At 53.4% G+C, this 15,170-nt stretch carries 11 protein-coding genes, 6 tRNA genes and 3 rRNA genes; 1 reads left to right on the forward strand and 19 read right to left on the reverse strand.

The annotated features are described in order from the left end of the window. Positions 1 to 188: 188 nt before the first annotated feature. From rplL to tyrS, 19 genes are all read right to left on the reverse strand, one after another. Complete coding sequence (gene rplL, locus PSH69_RS26840) at positions 189 to 554, reverse strand: 50S ribosomal protein L7/L12 (protein WP_018925654.1); 366 nt, start codon at positions 552 to 554, stop codon at positions 189 to 191. A 78-nt stretch (positions 555 to 632) separates the two neighbouring features. Then, positions 633 to 1,133, reverse strand: a complete 501-nt coding sequence (gene rplJ, locus PSH69_RS26845) for a 50S ribosomal protein L10 (protein ID WP_018925653.1) — start codon at positions 1,131 to 1,133, stop codon at positions 633 to 635. Between the two features lie 198 nt (positions 1,134 to 1,331). Beyond that, complete coding sequence (gene rplA / locus PSH69_RS26850) at positions 1,332 to 2,027, reverse strand: 50S ribosomal protein L1 (protein ID WP_007933725.1); 696 nt, start codon at positions 2,025 to 2,027, stop codon at positions 1,332 to 1,334. After that, entirely contained in the window at positions 2,027 to 2,458 is a 432-nt protein-coding gene (rplK, locus tag PSH69_RS26855) for a 50S ribosomal protein L11 (protein ID WP_007933726.1), read from the reverse strand. Before rplK ends, rplA begins: the two co-directional genes overlap by 1 nt. A 117-nt stretch (positions 2,459 to 2,575) precedes the next feature. Next, positions 2,576 to 3,109: a transcription termination/antitermination protein NusG gene (gene nusG, locus PSH69_RS26860; RefSeq protein WP_007933727.1), complete on the reverse strand. Its 534-nt coding sequence runs from the start codon at positions 3,107 to 3,109 to the stop codon at positions 2,576 to 2,578. 9 nt (positions 3,110 to 3,118) lie between these two features. Further along, positions 3,119 to 3,487, reverse strand: a complete 369-nt coding sequence (gene secE, locus PSH69_RS26865; RefSeq protein ID WP_007933728.1) for a preprotein translocase subunit SecE — start codon at positions 3,485 to 3,487, stop codon at positions 3,119 to 3,121. A 45-nt stretch (positions 3,488 to 3,532) separates the two neighbouring features. Next, positions 3,533 to 3,608: transfer RNA gene (locus PSH69_RS26870), tRNA-Trp, on the reverse strand. Between the two features lie 174 nt (positions 3,609 to 3,782). Next, positions 3,783 to 3,858, reverse strand: a tRNA-Thr gene (locus PSH69_RS26875). Positions 3,859 to 3,884: 26 nt separating this feature from the next. Continuing rightward, positions 3,885 to 3,958, reverse strand: a tRNA-Gly gene (locus tag PSH69_RS26880). A 24-nt stretch (positions 3,959 to 3,982) separates the two neighbouring features. Next, positions 3,983 to 4,067, reverse strand: a tRNA-Tyr gene (locus PSH69_RS26885). A gap of 143 nt (positions 4,068 to 4,210) precedes the next feature. Continuing rightward, complete coding sequence (locus PSH69_RS26890) at positions 4,211 to 4,651, reverse strand: hypothetical protein (RefSeq protein ID WP_305410291.1); 441 nt, start codon at positions 4,649 to 4,651, stop codon at positions 4,211 to 4,213. 7 nt (positions 4,652 to 4,658) lie between these two features. Beyond that, positions 4,659 to 5,408, reverse strand: coding sequence for a pantothenate kinase (locus PSH69_RS26895; protein WP_305410292.1), 750 nt, complete (start codon positions 5,406 to 5,408; stop codon positions 4,659 to 4,661). Next, complete coding sequence (gene birA / locus PSH69_RS26900; protein ID WP_305410293.1) at positions 5,398 to 6,357, reverse strand: bifunctional biotin--[acetyl-CoA-carboxylase] ligase/biotin operon repressor BirA; 960 nt, start codon at positions 6,355 to 6,357, stop codon at positions 5,398 to 5,400. The genes PSH69_RS26895 and birA overlap by 11 nt, the downstream gene beginning before the upstream one ends. A 136-nt stretch (positions 6,358 to 6,493) precedes the next feature. Next, a 5S ribosomal RNA gene (gene rrf, locus PSH69_RS26905) occupies positions 6,494 to 6,609 on the reverse strand. Positions 6,610 to 6,764: 155 nt separating this feature from the next. Next, a 23S ribosomal RNA gene (locus PSH69_RS26910) occupies positions 6,765 to 9,654 on the reverse strand. Positions 9,655 to 9,900: 246 nt separating this feature from the next. Next, positions 9,901 to 9,976, reverse strand: a tRNA-Ala gene (locus PSH69_RS26915). 29 nt (positions 9,977 to 10,005) lie between these two features. Continuing rightward, positions 10,006 to 10,082, reverse strand: a tRNA-Ile gene (locus tag PSH69_RS26920). A 163-nt stretch (positions 10,083 to 10,245) separates the two neighbouring features. Continuing rightward, positions 10,246 to 11,784, reverse strand: a 16S ribosomal RNA gene (locus PSH69_RS26925). Together the 16S, 23S and 5S rRNA genes with 2 tRNA genes alongside form the textbook arrangement of a ribosomal RNA operon. 554 nt (positions 11,785 to 12,338) lie before the next feature. Continuing rightward, complete coding sequence (gene tyrS, locus PSH69_RS26930) at positions 12,339 to 13,538, reverse strand: tyrosine--tRNA ligase (protein WP_305410294.1); 1,200 nt, start codon at positions 13,536 to 13,538, stop codon at positions 12,339 to 12,341. Between the two features lie 211 nt (positions 13,539 to 13,749). On the opposite strand from tyrS, the gene PSH69_RS26935 reads away from it, so the two are divergent. Next, complete coding sequence (locus PSH69_RS26935; RefSeq protein ID WP_305410295.1) at positions 13,750 to 15,168, forward strand: peptidoglycan DD-metalloendopeptidase family protein; 1,419 nt, start codon at positions 13,750 to 13,752, stop codon at positions 15,166 to 15,168. Positions 15,169 to 15,170: the final 2 nt, after the last annotated feature.

Raw genomic sequence — 15,170 nt, forward strand, 5'->3', positions numbered from 1 at the left:
GGCCCCTCCCGACGGGAGCAGCCAGAAAATCGTGCAAACCCCATGGTTTGCGCCACCACATCGGGTGGATACAGCTCGTTACCAGCACCGACCCAGTCGGCTGCCAATAACGGAAAAAGGCCGGTGGCAAGAGCCACCAGCCATCAGCCTTTCGCTTAACGCTCGGGCTGGAGGAGCAAAGTCGATGCTTATTTCAGCTCGACTTTAGCGCCTGCTTCTTCCAGAGCTGCTTTGGCTTTGTCAGCTGCGTCTTTGGCAACAGCTTCCAGAACCATGGCAGGAGCGCCGTCAACTACAGCCTTGGCTTCTTTCAGGCCCAGACCGGTCAGTTCACGTACAGCCTTGATCACGTTAACTTTCTTCTCGCCAGCTTCGGTCAGCATGACGTTGAATTCAGTTTGCTCTTCAACAACAGCGGCAGCAGCAGCTGGACCAGCAGCAGCAACAGCAGCGGTAACGCCGAAGGTTTCTTCCATTGCTTTGATCAGCTCAACAACTTCCAGAACGGTTTTCTGGCCGATTGCTTCGATGATTTGTTCGTTAGTCAGAGACATGACTTGAATCCTGTATTGGGGTGACAGCTTACGCAGCCATCAAATTAAACATATGATTTTGAAAGGTCTCGCTGTGCCTTAGGCAGCAGCAGCTTCTTTCTGGTCGCGAACGGCTGCCAGGGTACGAGCCAGCTTGCTGGTAGCGCCTTGGATCACGCTCATCAGCTTCGCAATAGCTTCGTCGCGGGTCGGCAGGGTAGCCAACACGTCGATCTGGTTAGCGGCAAGGAACTTGCCATCAAACGCAGCTGCCTTGATCTCGAACTTGTCCTGACCCTTGGCGAACTCTTTGAAAATCCGGGCAGCAGCGCCTGGATGTTCTTTGGAGAATGCAATCAGGGTAGGGCCGGTGAACACGTCGTTGAGGACACTGAATTCAGTGTCAGCAACAGCGCGCTTGAGCAGGGTGTTACGTACGACACGTACATAAACGCCAGCTTCACGAGCCTCTTTACGGAGTCCGGTCATCGCGCCTACTGTTACGCCACGGGCATCAGCCACGACAGCGGACAGAGCGACTTTGGCAGCCTCGTTGACTTCAGCGACGATGGCCTTCTTGTCTTCGAGTTTAATTGCCACGGGTTTAACTCCTGCTTGTTACCGTTTCATCCAGTCGAAACCGGATGTCGTTTTGGTGTCTGATTCGGTAAGGAACCGGGAGCACCATCTGCGTAGGCTTGAGGTTTAAGACTTGCGTCGCCTACGGTCTTGGATAGCCCCCGCCAGGCAGGGACCCCAATCTTTCAATTGGCGCAATTACTTGCGCCAACCTGCGTCTTACGCGTCGAGCGAACCCTGGTCGATGACCAGACCTGGGCCCATAGTAGTGCTCAGGGTAACGCGCTTGACGTAAATACCTTTCGAGGAAGCTGGCTTGATACGCTTCAGATCAGCGATCAGGGCTTCAACGTTTTCCTTCAGCTTGACGGCATCGAAGCCGACTTTGCCAACGGAAGTGTGGATGATGCCGTTTTTGTCGGTGCGATAACGAACCTGACCAGCCTTGGCGTTTTTAACCGCGGTAGCTACGTCTGGAGTTACAGTGCCGACTTTAGGGTTAGGCATCAGACCACGTGGACCGAGGATCTGACCCAACTGACCTACAACGCGCATTGCATCCGGGGATGCGATCACTACGTCATAGTTCAGGTCGCCGCCTTTCATTTCGGCAGCCAGGTCGTCCATACCTACACGGTCAGCGCCGGCAGCCAGAGCGGCCTCGGCAGCTGGACCCTGAGTGAACACAGCAACGCGAACGGTCTTGCCAGTACCGTGCGGCAGCACGGTAGCGCTACGAACGACCTGGTCGGATTTACGCGGGTCAACACCCAGGTTCACAGCTACGTCGAACGACTCGCTGAACTTGACAGTCGACAGCTCGGACAGCAGAGCAGCAGCGTCTACAAAGTTGTAGGCCTTGCCTGCTTCGATTTTGCCGGCGATAGCCTTTTGACGCTTGGTCAGCTTAGCCATTACACACCCTCCACGTTAAGGCCCATGCTACGAGCAGAACCGGCGATAGTACGCACGGCTGCTTCCATATCAGCTGCAGTCAGATCCGCGTTTTTGGTTTTCGCGATTTCTTCCAGCTGAGCACGAGTCACAGTGCCAACCTTAACGGTGTTCGGACGAGCGGAACCGCTAGTCAGACCAGCAGCCTTCTTCAGCAGAACCGAAGCAGGAGTGGATTTGGTTTCGAACGTGAAGCTACGGTCGCTGTAGACAGTGATGATCACTGGAGTCGGCAGACCTGGCTCAAGACCCTGAGTACGGGCGTTGAAAGCCTTGCAGAATTCCATGATGTTCACGCCGTGCTGACCCAGAGCAGGACCAACAGGTGGGCTTGGGTTAGCCTGAGCGGCCTTCACTTGCAGCTTGATGTAAGCGGTAATCTTCTTGGCCATGAGGCACTCCAATTACGGGTTCAAACGCCTCGAAAGGCTCCCCGGTTACTTGCGCGTTTATCCCAGTGACGACAAAACCCCACAGCCTAGGGCTGCGGGGTTGGGATGCTTGCTCAGCTAGACCTTTTCGACCTGGCTGAACTCCAACTCTACCGGAGTAGAGCGACCGAAAATGAGCACCGCCACTTGGATCCGGCTCTTTTCGTAGTTAACCTCTTCAACCGTGCCGGTAAAATCGGCAAACGGCCCGTCATTGACACGTACCGACTCACCCGGCTCGAACAACGTCTTCGGCTTCGGCTTGTCGCTACCATCAGCAACGCGACGCAGAATCGCTTCTGCTTCTTTATCTGTGATTGGTGCAGGCTTGTCGGCAGTACCACCGATGAAACCCATCACCCGAGGAGTATCCTTGACCAAGTGCCAAGTACCCTCGTTCATGTCCATCTGAACCAGCACATAACCAGGGAAGAATTTGCGTTCGCTTTTGCGCTTCTGGCCATTACGCATTTCAACCACTTCTTCAGTGGGAACCAGAATTTCGCCGAAGCCATCTTCCATGCCAGCCAGCTTTACGCGCTCGATCAACGAACGCATGACATGCTTCTCGTAACCGGAGTAAGCATGCACAACGTACCAACGCTTAGCCACGGGACACCCTTAGCCGACGATCAAGGAAACAAGCCAACCGAGCAGGGAATCAAGCCCCCACAACAGCAACGCCATAACCAGAACAACAGCCACAACGATCAACGTGGTCTGCGTAGTTTCTTGGCGAGTTGGCCAAACGACTTTACGAATCTCGGTGCGCGCTTCCTTAACCAGTACAAAGAAAGACTTGCCCTTAACCGTCTGCAGGCCTACAAAGGCAGCTACAGCAGCAATGACCAGCAAAGCGAGCACGCGGTACAGGATCGGCGAAGCAGAGTAATACTGATTGCCAACAACGCCAACAATCACCAAAGCAACTACTACCAGCCACTTGAGTAGATCGAAGCGAGAGCCTTGAGCTTCAGCTTTAGGAGTCATCTATGAAGATCCTGTGAAAAGAAAGCCAGACACACCTGGTGAATCTGGCAGGTCAGGAGGGAATCGAACCCCCAACCTACGGTTTTGGAGACCGTCGCTCTGCCAATTGAGCTACTGACCTAAAACAAAATCAGGCCGACCATTATGCCGGCCCGAAAAAGACTTTACAACAATTTACTCATCGATCCTGGCCATGCAAACCAGCACCAAAGACGCACAACACCCTATCAGGCAACAACGCGCATCTACAAGCCATTAAAACAAAGGCAGATATTTTCATATCTGCCTTGTTATATGGAGCTCTTGAGCGGATTTGAACCGCTGACCTCACCCTTACCAAGGGTGTGCTCTACCAACTGAGCTACAAGAGCGAAACACTTTGCAGGACCTGCAAACCTGGAGCGGGTAGCGGGAATCGAACCCGCATCATCAGCTTGGAAGGCTGAGGTTCTACCACTAAACTATACCCGCGGAGCTTGCAGCTCTCGCTAAAAATGGTGGAGGGGGAAGGATTCGAACCTTCGAAGTCGTAGACGTCAGATTTACAGTCTGATCCCTTTGGCCGCTCGGGAACCCCTCCTAAGCGAGCCGGCATTCTATACTATGCCAGCCTTCTGTCAAGCATTTTCTCATTAAAAACCTGAGGTTAGCTGCGTTGACCTCGCTTCGCACCGTCAACCTTTAAAAGGTCTTCACTGCGAAGCGGGCGCCATTCTATGCAAACTATTCGACAGGTGCAACCCCCTCACACGGCATTATTTTATGTTTTAACTCATTGAATTCTTTAGAAAGGCTTTGCAACTGCAAGTCATCCAGCAAACGCCGGCTTTCCGGCGCCACACGCACCCAGTAACCCGCATATTCAGGGAGATCCTTCGGCAAGGGCTGAAACTTGATGTCCATGCCACTCAATCGATGCTCGATTGCCTGAGCGACTTCCTGCCGGGCAGAACCGCCCAGATAGAGACAACTGTTTTCTGTCTGCGTGGATTTTCCTTTATCTCGGGTCGCATCAGTCGCCTCACTCAACAAACGAATGTCCTGCTGAGAGCCCCGATACATACTCAAGGGGGTCACATCCTTCGCGCGAAGCGGAGCCTCCTGTTGGTGCCAGACGTAATAGAACACATTGAGAACAAGCAGCAGCAGGAACAACCAACGCATAAAAACCTCAAGACAAGGGACACGCCATAGCCAACCCTACAAACACCAGATCTGGAACCACCCTGGCCCCAGGCACAATCTCGGAGACCAGATCAGCATCTCCTCCTGTGAGGAATACAGCGAAATCCTCCCCCCAATAGCTGCGCGCCAATTCTAGCTGAGCCTGGACAAAGCCCCTCAACATCAGCAAGCAACCTCGCTCGACCGCCTCGACGGTGGTACGCCCAGGAACAAGACTCTCCAAAGCGCGCTCGGCAGCAAGGTCGCCATAGCGGATTCTACGGGTATGAGTACGCAACTGGTTACGCATTAAGGGCATTCCCGGACAGATGAAGCCTCCAAGATGCTCGCCATCCCTAGCGACAAAATCAGCAGTGACTGCGGTACCGAAGTCGAGCACCAGACAAGCACCTGAAGCCAGGTGAAATCCTCCGAGCATTGCAAGCCAGCGATCAAGTCCTAGCCGCTCGAACTCTTCATAGCCATTACGAACCCCGGACATTTCGCGAGCCGGCGTGGCGCACATCACGGAAACACCGAAAGCCTCTGACAACAAAGAGATCAAGGCTCCGGTTTCTTCAGCGGTTCTGACACTCACTAACCGACAATGCTTGAGAGCGAGCCCCTTGAGCCCCTTCAAGCTCTCAAGCAGCGCAAGATCCGAATCAACGACACCCTCACCAACCACCCGCCCGACATCCGCGCCGAGCACACGCCATTTGATGAAACTGTTTCCACAATCGAGCTCAAGAATCATCACGCAACCTCAGGCTGAGCTCACCACCACTAAAGACTTTTTCCACGCCACCCACCTTCAAGCGCAAGGCACCCTGACCATCGATACCCAACACCTCTCCATCTATCTGACTAGCTCCAGCAATCAACGACACAGCGCGCCCCTGCCATAGATGATTTTGCTCCCACTCCGCCCGGATAGCCGGAAACCCGCCGATCTGGTGGCGGCTCAAGTAGGCCTGGAGCATCACCCCCAACTTCGCGATCAGGTGATTGCGATCAACCGCCTTGCCCGACTCGAGCCGCATGGACGTCCACTGCTGGTCAACCTCATCAGTCATCTGCATGTTCACATTGATCCCGACACCGATCACTACGTGACACACATCTGCAGGATCGCCCACCAATTCGAGCAATATTCCAGCAATTTTTTTCTGACCAACCAGAACATCATTGGGCCACTTCAACCCCGCGCCTGAAATACCAAGCTCTCGCAAGGCCTGCAGTACGGCGAGCCCAACAACTAGACTCAAGCCTTCAAGCTGCCGCATCCCACCCTCAATGCGCAACACTAGGCTGTAATAGATGTTTTCTGCGAACGGACTCACCCACTTGCGTCCACGCCGCCCGCGACCGGCCGTCTGCCGCTCGGCAAGCACCAGAAATGGCGCGACCTGGCCACGCTCGATAGCGCGCAAGGCTTCAGCATTGGTAGAGTCAATTGAGTCGAGGACCAGGATGGGCCACTCACAGGAAGGCTCATGCGCGCATATCTCGGCAGGGTCAAGCAGCGTCAATGGCGTAGCCAGCTGATAGCCGCGACCGCGCACTTTATGAATGGATAAGCCGAGCTCAGCCTCCAAATGCTGAAGCTGCTTCCATACAGCGCTACGACTGACACCCAAGGCGACGCCCAGGGCCTGGCCCGAATGGAATCGGCCATCCTTAAGAAGCTTTAACAACGTCAGCATGCAAGTCTCGCCTCACAATGAGGCCCGCATGATAGCCATGCGCCGAGCAGTTGCATAGAAACCCTAAAAGTCAGATTTTCCTGCGGGCAAAACAAAACCCCTACCTGCGTACGCAGATAGGGGTTTCGGAATTTAATCTTGACGATGACCTACTCTCACATGGGGAAACCCCACACTACCATCGGCGATGCATCGTTTCACTTCTGAGTTCGGGATGGGATCAGGTGGTTCCAATGCTCTATGGTCGTCAAGAAATTCGGGTACCGAACCGTCTTTCGACGCTTCAGCAAATTGGGTATGCGATAGTTTGTGCGGCTTTTGTGAATGGTTGCGAACTTTCGGTTCATTGCGTCTTCACACACCGCAATCTGGCGTCCTTTCGGATCAACAAATTGCTTGGGTGTTATATGGTCAAGCCTCACGGGCAATTAGTATTGGTTAGCTCAACGCCTCACAGCGCTTACACACCCAACCTATCAACGTCGTAGTCTTCGACGGCCCTTCAGGGGACTCAAGGTCCCAGTGAGATCTCATCTTGAGGCTAGTTTCCCGCTTAGATGCTTTCAGCGGTTATCTATTCCGAACATAGCTACCCGGCAATGCCACTGGCGTGACAACCGGAACACCAGAGGTTCGTCCACCTCCGGTCCTCTCGTACTAGGAGCAGCCCCTCTCAAATCTCAAACGTCCACGGCAGATAGGGACCGAACTGTCTCACGACGTTCTAAACCCAGCTCGCGTACCACTTTAAATGGCGAACAGCCATACCCTTGGGACCGGCTTCAGCCCCAGGATGTGATGAGCCGACATCGAGGTGCCAAACACCGCCGTCGATATGAACTCTTGGGCGGTATCAGCCTGTTATCCCCGGAGTACCTTTTATCCGTTGAGCGATGGCCCTTCCATACAGAACCACCGGATCACTAAGACCTACTTTCGTACCTGCTCGACGTGTCTGTCTCGCAGTCAAGCGCGCTTTTGCCTTTATACTCTACGACCGATTTCCGACCGGTCTGAGCGCACCTTCGTACTCCTCCGTTACTCTTTAGGAGGAGACCGCCCCAGTCAAACTACCCACCATACACTGTCCTCGATCCGGATAACGGACCTGAGTTAGAACCTCAAAGTTGCCAGGGTGGTATTTCAAGGATGGCTCCACGCGAACTGGCGTCCACGCTTCAAAGCCTCCCACCTATCCTACACAAGCAAATTCAAAGTCCAGTGCAAAGCTATAGTAAAGGTTCACGGGGTCTTTCCGTCTAGCCGCGGATACACTGCATCTTCACAGCGATTTCAATTTCACTGAGTCTCGGGTGGAGACAGCGCCGCCATCGTTACGCCATTCGTGCAGGTCGGAACTTACCCGACAAGGAATTTCGCTACCTTAGGACCGTTATAGTTACGGCCGCCGTTTACCGGGGCTTCGATCAAGAGCTTCGCGTTAGCTAACCCCATCAATTAACCTTCCGGCACCGGGCAGGCGTCACACCCTATACGTCCACTTTCGTGTTTGCAGAGTGCTGTGTTTTTAATAAACAGTCGCAGCGGCCTGGTATCTTCGACCGGCGTGGGCTTACGCAGTAAATGCTTCACCCTCACCGGCGCACCTTCTCCCGAAGTTACGGTGCCATTTTGCCTAGTTCCTTCACCCGAGTTCTCTCAAGCGCCTTGGTATTCTCTACCCAACCACCTGTGTCGGTTTGGGGTACGGTTCCTGGTTACCTGAAGCTTAGAAGCTTTTCTTGGAAGCATGGCATCAACCACTTCGTGTTCTAAAAGAACACTCGTCATCAGCTCTCGGCCTTAGAATCCCGGATTTACCTAAGATTCCAGCCTACCACCTTAAACTTGGACAACCAACGCCAAGCTGGCCTAGCCTTCTCCGTCCCTCCATCGCAATAACCAGAAGTACAGGAATATTAACCTGTTTTCCATCGACTACGCTTTTCAGCCTCGCCTTAGGGACCGACTAACCCTGCGTCGATTAACGTTGCGCAGGAAACCTTGGTCTTTCGGCGTGGGTGTTTTTCACACCCATTGTCGTTACTCATGTCAGCATTCGCACTTCTGATACCTCCAGCAAGCTTCTCAACTCACCTTCACAGGCTTACAGAACGCTCCTCTACCGCATCACCTAAGTGATACCCGTAGCTTCGGTGTATGGTTTGAGCCCCGTTACATCTTCCGCGCAGGCCGACTCGACTAGTGAGCTATTACGCTTTCTTTAAAGGGTGGCTGCTTCTAAGCCAACCTCCTAGCTGTCTAAGCCTTCCCACATCGTTTCCCACTTAACCATAACTTTGGGACCTTAGCTGACGGTCTGGGTTGTTTCCCTTTTCACGACGGACGTTAGCACCCGCCGTGTGTCTCCCATGCTCGGCACTTGTAGGTATTCGGAGTTTGCATCGGTTTGGTAAGTCGGGATGACCCCCTAGCCGAAACAGTGCTCTACCCCCTACAGTGATACATGAGGCGCTACCTAAATAGCTTTCGAGGAGAACCAGCTATCTCCGAGCTTGATTAGCCTTTCACTCCGATCCACAGGTCATCCGCTAACTTTTCAACGGTAGTCGGTTCGGTCCTCCAGTCAGTGTTACCTAACCTTCAACCTGCCCATGGATAGATCGCCCGGTTTCGGGTCTATTCCCAGCGACTAGACGCCCTATTAAGACTCGCTTTCGCTACGCCTCCCCTATTCGGTTAAGCTCGCCACTGAAAATAAGTCGCTGACCCATTATACAAAAGGTACGCAGTCACCCAACAAAGTGGGCTCCCACTGCTTGTACGCATACGGTTTCAGGATCTATTTCACTCCCCTCTCCGGGGTTCTTTTCGCCTTTCCCTCACGGTACTAGTTCACTATCGGTCAGTCAGTAGTATTTAGCCTTGGAGGATGGTCCCCCATATTCAGACAAAGTTTCTCGTGCTCCGTCCTACTCGATTTCATGGCCAAGAGATTTTCGCGTACAGGGCTATCACCCACTATGGCCGCACTTTCCAGAGCGTTCCGCTAATCTCAAAGCCACTTAAGGGCTAGTCCCCGTTCGCTCGCCACTACTAAGGGAATCTCGGTTGATTTCTTTTCCAGGGTACTTAGATGTTTCAGTTCCCCTGGTTCGCCTCTTGCACCTATGTATTCAGTACAAGATAACCATCTTATGATGGCTGGGTTCCCCCATTCAGACATCTCCGGATCAAAGTCTGTTTGCCGACTCCCCGAAGCTTTTCGCAGGCTACCACGTCTTTCATCGCCTCTGACTGCCAAGGCATCCACCGTATGCGCTTCTTCACTTGACCATATAACCCCAAGCAATCTGGTTATACTGTGAAGACGACATTCGCCGAAAATTCGCATGCTCAATTAAGAGCAACTCACAAATTTTACCTTAGCCTGATCCGTTACCAGTGAAAGTAACGTTCAGTCTATCTTTCTATCACATACCCAAATTTTTAAAGAACGATCTAGCCAAAGACTAGAAATCAACATTCACCATCATCACGATGGAATGCTCATTTCTAAGCTTTCAACAACAGAAGCAGTAGTGGTGGAGCCAAACGGGATCGAACCGTTGACCTCCTGCGTGCAAGGCAGGCGCTCTCCCAGCTGAGCTATGGCCCCGTATTTCTACAGGTATTCCCACACAAAATTGGTGGGTCTGGGCAGATTCGAACTGCCGACCTCACCCTTATCAGGGGTGCGCTCTAACCAACTGAGCTACAGACCCAATTTCGAGCTACTAAGGCCGACCTCACCCTGCTCTTTACCACACAGCATGGGGTGCGCTCTAACCAACACAGCTACAACCTGATACAGGCTGCTTCATATCGTCTTCTTCAATGAATCAAGCAATTCGTGTGGGAACTTATGGAGCAGCTGATGTCGTCGATTAAGGAGGTGATCCAGCCGCAGGTTCCCCTACGGCTACCTTGTTACGACTTCACCCCAGTCATGAATCACACCGTGGTAACCGTCCCCCCGAAGGTTAGACTAGCTACTTCTGGTGCAACCCACTCCCATGGTGTGACGGGCGGTGTGTACAAGGCCCGGGAACGTATTCACCGCGACATTCTGATTCGCGATTACTAGCGATTCCGACTTCACGCAGTCGAGTTGCAGACTGCGATCCGGACTACGATCGGTTTTGTGGGATTAGCTCCACCTCGCGGCTTGGCAACCCTCTGTACCGACCATTGTAGCACGTGTGTAGCCCAGGCCGTAAGGGCCATGATGACTTGACGTCATCCCCACCTTCCTCCGGTTTGTCACCGGCAGTCTCCTTAGAGTGCCCACCATTACGTGCTGGTAACTAAGGACAAGGGTTGCGCTCGTTACGGGACTTAACCCAACATCTCACGACACGAGCTGACGACAGCCATGCAGCACCTGTCTCAATGTTCCCGAAGGCACCAATCCATCTCTGGAAAGTTCATTGGATGTCAAGGCCTGGTAAGGTTCTTCGCGTTGCTTCGAATTAAACCACATGCTCCACCGCTTGTGCGGGCCCCCGTCAATTCATTTGAGTTTTAACCTTGCGGCCGTACTCCCCAGGCGGTCAACTTAATGCGTTAGCTGCGCCACTAAGAGCTCAAGGCTCCCAACGGCTAGTTGACATCGTTTACGGCGTGGACTACCAGGGTATCTAATCCTGTTTGCTCCCCACGCTTTCGCACCTCAGTGTCAGTATCAGTCCAGGTGGTCGCCTTCGCCACTGGTGTTCCTTCCTATATCTACGCATTTCACCGCTACACAGGAAATTCCACCACCCTCTACCATACTCTAGCTCGACAGTTTTGAATGCAGTTCCCAGGTTGAGCCCGGGGATTTCACATCCAACTTAACGAACCACCTACGCGCGCTTTACGCCCAGTAATTCCGATTAACGCTTGCACCCTCTGTATTACCGCGGCTGCTGGCACAGAGTTAGCCGGTGCTTATTCTGTCGGTAACGTCAAAACAATTACGTATTAGGTAACTGCCCTTCCTCCCAACTTAAAGTGCTTTACAATCCGAAGACCTTCTTCACACACGCGGCATGGCTGGATCAGGCTTTCGCCCATTGTCCAATATTCCCCACTGCTGCCTCCCGTAGGAGTCTGGACCGTGTCTCAGTTCCAGTGTGACTGATCATCCTCTCAGACCAGTTACGGATCGTCGCCTTGGTGAGCCATTACCTCACCAACTAGCTAATCCGACCTAGGCTCATCTGATAGCGCAAGGCCCGAAGGTCCCCTGCTTTCTCCCGTAGGACGTATGCGGTATTAGCGTTCGTTTCCGAACGTTATCCCCCACTACCAGGCAGATTCCTAGGCATTACTCACCCGTCCGCCGCTCGCCACCAGGTACAAGTACCCGTGCTGCCGCTCGACTTGCATGTGTTAGGCCTGCCGCCAGCGTTCAATCTGAGCCATGATCAAACTCTTCAGTTCAAACATCTTTGGGTTTTTAAGAAACCCTAAACTTGGCTCAGCAATCGTTGGTTACATCTTTGATTTCTCGCGGAGTAACTTGTGATGCTGATAATCTTGTTGACTATCAGTCTGACTCCACAAGCACCCACACGAATTGCTTGATTCAGTTGTTAAAGAGCGGTTGGTTAAGAGCTTTCGTCTCAACCGAGGCGCGCATTCTACAGCAGCCTCATTTGCTGTCAAGTGATTATTTTCAGAAGTTTTCGAAGGTTTCTTCAACAACTTCAACCACTTGCGCTTCCGATCTCTCGTTAGCGGGAGGCGAATTCTACAGCGTTAGTCGCTGCTGTCAACACCTCTTTTTCTCCGCTTTCGACCGAGAAGATCGAACCGTCAATAAGGCGACAACAATCCTGCCTTACCAACTCCTTCTGGCTTCGATGAACTGAAGCGTAACCGCTGCCGAAAACTGCGTAACTCGTTGTTTGCCAAGGAGTTTTCCGTTTCGACTGCGCCGGAAGTGGGGCGAATTATAGACGTCCAGAATCTGCCGTCAACCCCTGATTTCAGCTTTATTCGGATTTGAGCGTAATACGCGCAAATGCCTTCTTCCCAGCCTGGCAAACGTGGGTCGCACCCAGCGTGTATATAAAGGCGCGATCGACAACTTCACCATCTATACGCACACCACCGGAACCTAAAAGATCACGCGCCACGGCAGAGTTCTTCACCAGGCCCGCCTTATTAAGTACAGCAGCGATCGGCATATCTTCGGTAGCGATCAATTCGATCTCTGGCAAATCATCCGGCAGCTCGCCATCTTTCATACGGTTGCCCGCCGCACGGTGAGCATTGGCCGCAGCTTCTTCACCATGAAAACGCGCAACGATCTCTTCGGCCAACTTAATCTTGATGTCACGCGGATTCGCACCCGCCTCGACGTCAGCCCGCAAAGCATCGATCTCTTCCATGGAGCGGAAGCTGAGCAATTCGAAGTAGCGCCACATCAGCACATCAGGAATAGAGACCAACTTGCCGTACATGACACCCGGCGCCTCTTGGATACCGACATAGTTGCCCAACGACTTGGACATCTTCTTCACGCCATCCAGCCCTTCGAGCAACGGCATAGTCAGAATGCATTGAGCCTCCTGACCATAACCACGCTGCAGTTCACGCCCCATCAGCAGGTTGAACTTCTGATCGGTACCGCCCAGCTCGACGTCCGCGCGCAAAGCGACCGAGTCGTAACCCTGAACCAGCGGATAGAGGAATTCGTGAATGGCAATTGGCTGATTGGTCGTGTAGCGCTTGTCGAAGTCGTCGCGCTCGAGCATGCGTGCCACGGTGTATTGCGAAGTCAGACGTATGAAGTCAGCCGGCCCCATCTGATCCATCCAGGTGGAGTTGAACGCCACTTCGGTTTTGGCCGGATCAAGAATCTTGAAGACCTGAGTCTTGTAGGTCTCGGCATTCTCGAGAACCTGTTCACGAGTGAGCGGTGGACGTGTCGCGCTCTTACCACTCGGATCACCGATCATCCCGGTGAAGTCACCTATAAGGAAGATCACCTGATGGCCCAGATCCTGGAACTGGCGCAGCTTATTAATAAGCACGGTGTGACCCAGGTGCAAATCCGGCGCGGTCGGATCGAAGCCTGCCTTAATACGTAGCGGCTGGCCACGTTTGAGCTTTTCGATCAGCTCGGACTCGACCAACAGTTCTTCTGCACCACGTTTGATCAGCGCTAGCTGCTCTTCAACCGACTTCATAACAGACCTGCAAGACTCGAATTCAAAGGGGACCAACCATACAAGATCGGGCGTCAAATACAAAGTTTTGCCCGGCGCACGGACACCAATCCACGGACAGAGCGTCCGCAGGCTTGCTTCAGAGATGATTTGGTTATATTTTATACAGTTATTTCGTCTTCATCATGTCATTCATCTTTTCCAATTCATTTTTTCAAAGTCAAATTTACTTATGACCAAAGAATCGTCTAAAGCGCCACCGCTTTACCCGAAGACCCACCTGCTCGCAGCAAGCGGTATCGCCGCCCTTCTGAGCCTGGCGCTTCTGGTATTTCCTTCCAGTGATGTTGAAGCCAAAAAGACGACCCTGAGTCTTGAACTGGAAAGCCCTGTAGAACAACTGACACAAGATCAAGACGCCGCCGACGTCGTCCAAGCCACAAATGAGCCGGCAGCCTCCCCTTTCGCGCAGATCGAAAACAGCGCCGAAGCCCCGCATGAAACTGCCCAGGCCGCCCCCGCGCCAGTCGTCGAAGAAAAGAAGGCGCCAGGCCACAGGGAAGTGATCGTTGCCAAAGGCGACACTCTCTCGACATTGTTTGAGAAAGTCGGCCTTCCGGCCACTTCGGTGCATGAAGTGCTGGCCAGCGACAAGCAGGCCAAGCAGTTCAGCCAGCTCAAACATGGCCAGAAGCTCGAATTCGAACTCGGCCCGAACGGCCAACTGACCAATTTGCACAGCAAAGTCAGCGACACGGAAAGCATCAGCCTGACCAAGAACGACAAGGGCTATACATTCAACCGCATTACCGCCAAGCCCACTGTTCGCACCGCCTACGTACATGGCGTGATCAACAGTTCGCTGTCGCAATCCGCAGCCCGTGCCGGTTTGTCCCATAGCCTGACCATGGATATGGCCAGCGTGTTTGGCTATGACGTCGACTTCGCCCAGGATATTCGCCAGGGTGACGAGTTCGATGTGATCTATGAACAGAAAGTCGTCAACGGTAAAGCCGTCGGTAACGGTCCGATTCTTTCCGCACGCTTCACCAACCGTGGCAAGACTTACACCGCTGTGCGCTACACCAACAAACAAGGCAACAGCAGCTACTACACGGCTGACGGCAACAGCATGCGCAAGGCGTTCATCCGTACTCCGGTAGACTTCGCCCGCATCAGCTCGAAATTCTCCATGGGCCGCAAGCACCCGATCCTGAACAAGATCCGCGCCCACAAGGGTGTCGATTACGCAGCACCGCGCGGCACACCGATCAAGGCTGCCGGCGACGGCCAGATATTGTTGGCCGGTCGCCGCGGCGGTTACGGCAATACCGTGATTATCCAGCACGGCAGTACTTACCGTACGCTTTACGGCCACATGCAGGGCTTCGCCAAAGGCATCAAGACTGGCGGCAGCGTCAAGCAAGGTCAGGTGATCGGCTACATCGGCACCACCGGCCTCTCCACCGGCCCGCACCTGCACTACGAGTTCCAGGTCAATGGTGTGCACGTCGACCCGCTGGGTCAGAAGGTAGCGATGGCCGATCCGATCTCCAAAGCTGAACGCTCACGCTTCCTTGCGCAAAGCCAACCGCTGATGGCGCGCATGGACCAAGAGAAAGCCACCCTGTTGGCTTCGAGCAAACGCTGAGC

The sequence above is a fragment of the Pseudomonas sp. FP1740 genome (assembly GCF_030687165.1).
In the GTDB taxonomy this organism is placed as follows: domain Bacteria; phylum Pseudomonadota; class Gammaproteobacteria; order Pseudomonadales; family Pseudomonadaceae; genus Aquipseudomonas.

What these genes read in the sequence shown, in the direction of transcription:
- rplL (WP_018925654.1), bottom strand. Translation starts at nt 554, where the DNA reads ATGTCTCTGACTAACGAACAAATCATCGAAGCAATCGGCCAGAAAACC.
- birA (WP_305410293.1), bottom strand. Translation starts at nt 6,357, where the DNA reads ATGCTGACGTTGTTAAAGCTTCTTAAGGATGGCCGATTCCATTCGGGC.
- PSH69_RS26895 (WP_305410292.1), bottom strand. Translation starts at nt 5,408, where the DNA reads ATGATTCTTGAGCTCGATTGTGGAAACAGTTTCATCAAATGGCGTGTG.
- PSH69_RS26935 (WP_305410295.1), top strand. Translation starts at nt 13,750, where the DNA reads ATGACCAAAGAATCGTCTAAAGCGCCACCGCTTTACCCGAAGACCCAC.
- tyrS (WP_305410294.1), bottom strand. Translation starts at nt 13,538, where the DNA reads ATGAAGTCGGTTGAAGAGCAGCTAGCGCTGATCAAACGTGGTGCAGAA.
- rplA (WP_007933725.1), bottom strand. Translation starts at nt 2,027, where the DNA reads ATGGCTAAGCTGACCAAGCGTCAAAAGGCTATCGCCGGCAAAATCGAA.
- secE (WP_007933728.1), bottom strand. Translation starts at nt 3,487, where the DNA reads ATGACTCCTAAAGCTGAAGCTCAAGGCTCTCGCTTCGATCTACTCAAG.
- rplK (WP_007933726.1), bottom strand. Translation starts at nt 2,458, where the DNA reads ATGGCCAAGAAGATTACCGCTTACATCAAGCTGCAAGTGAAGGCCGCT.
- PSH69_RS26890 (WP_305410291.1), bottom strand. Translation starts at nt 4,651, where the DNA reads ATGCGTTGGTTGTTCCTGCTGCTGCTTGTTCTCAATGTGTTCTATTAC.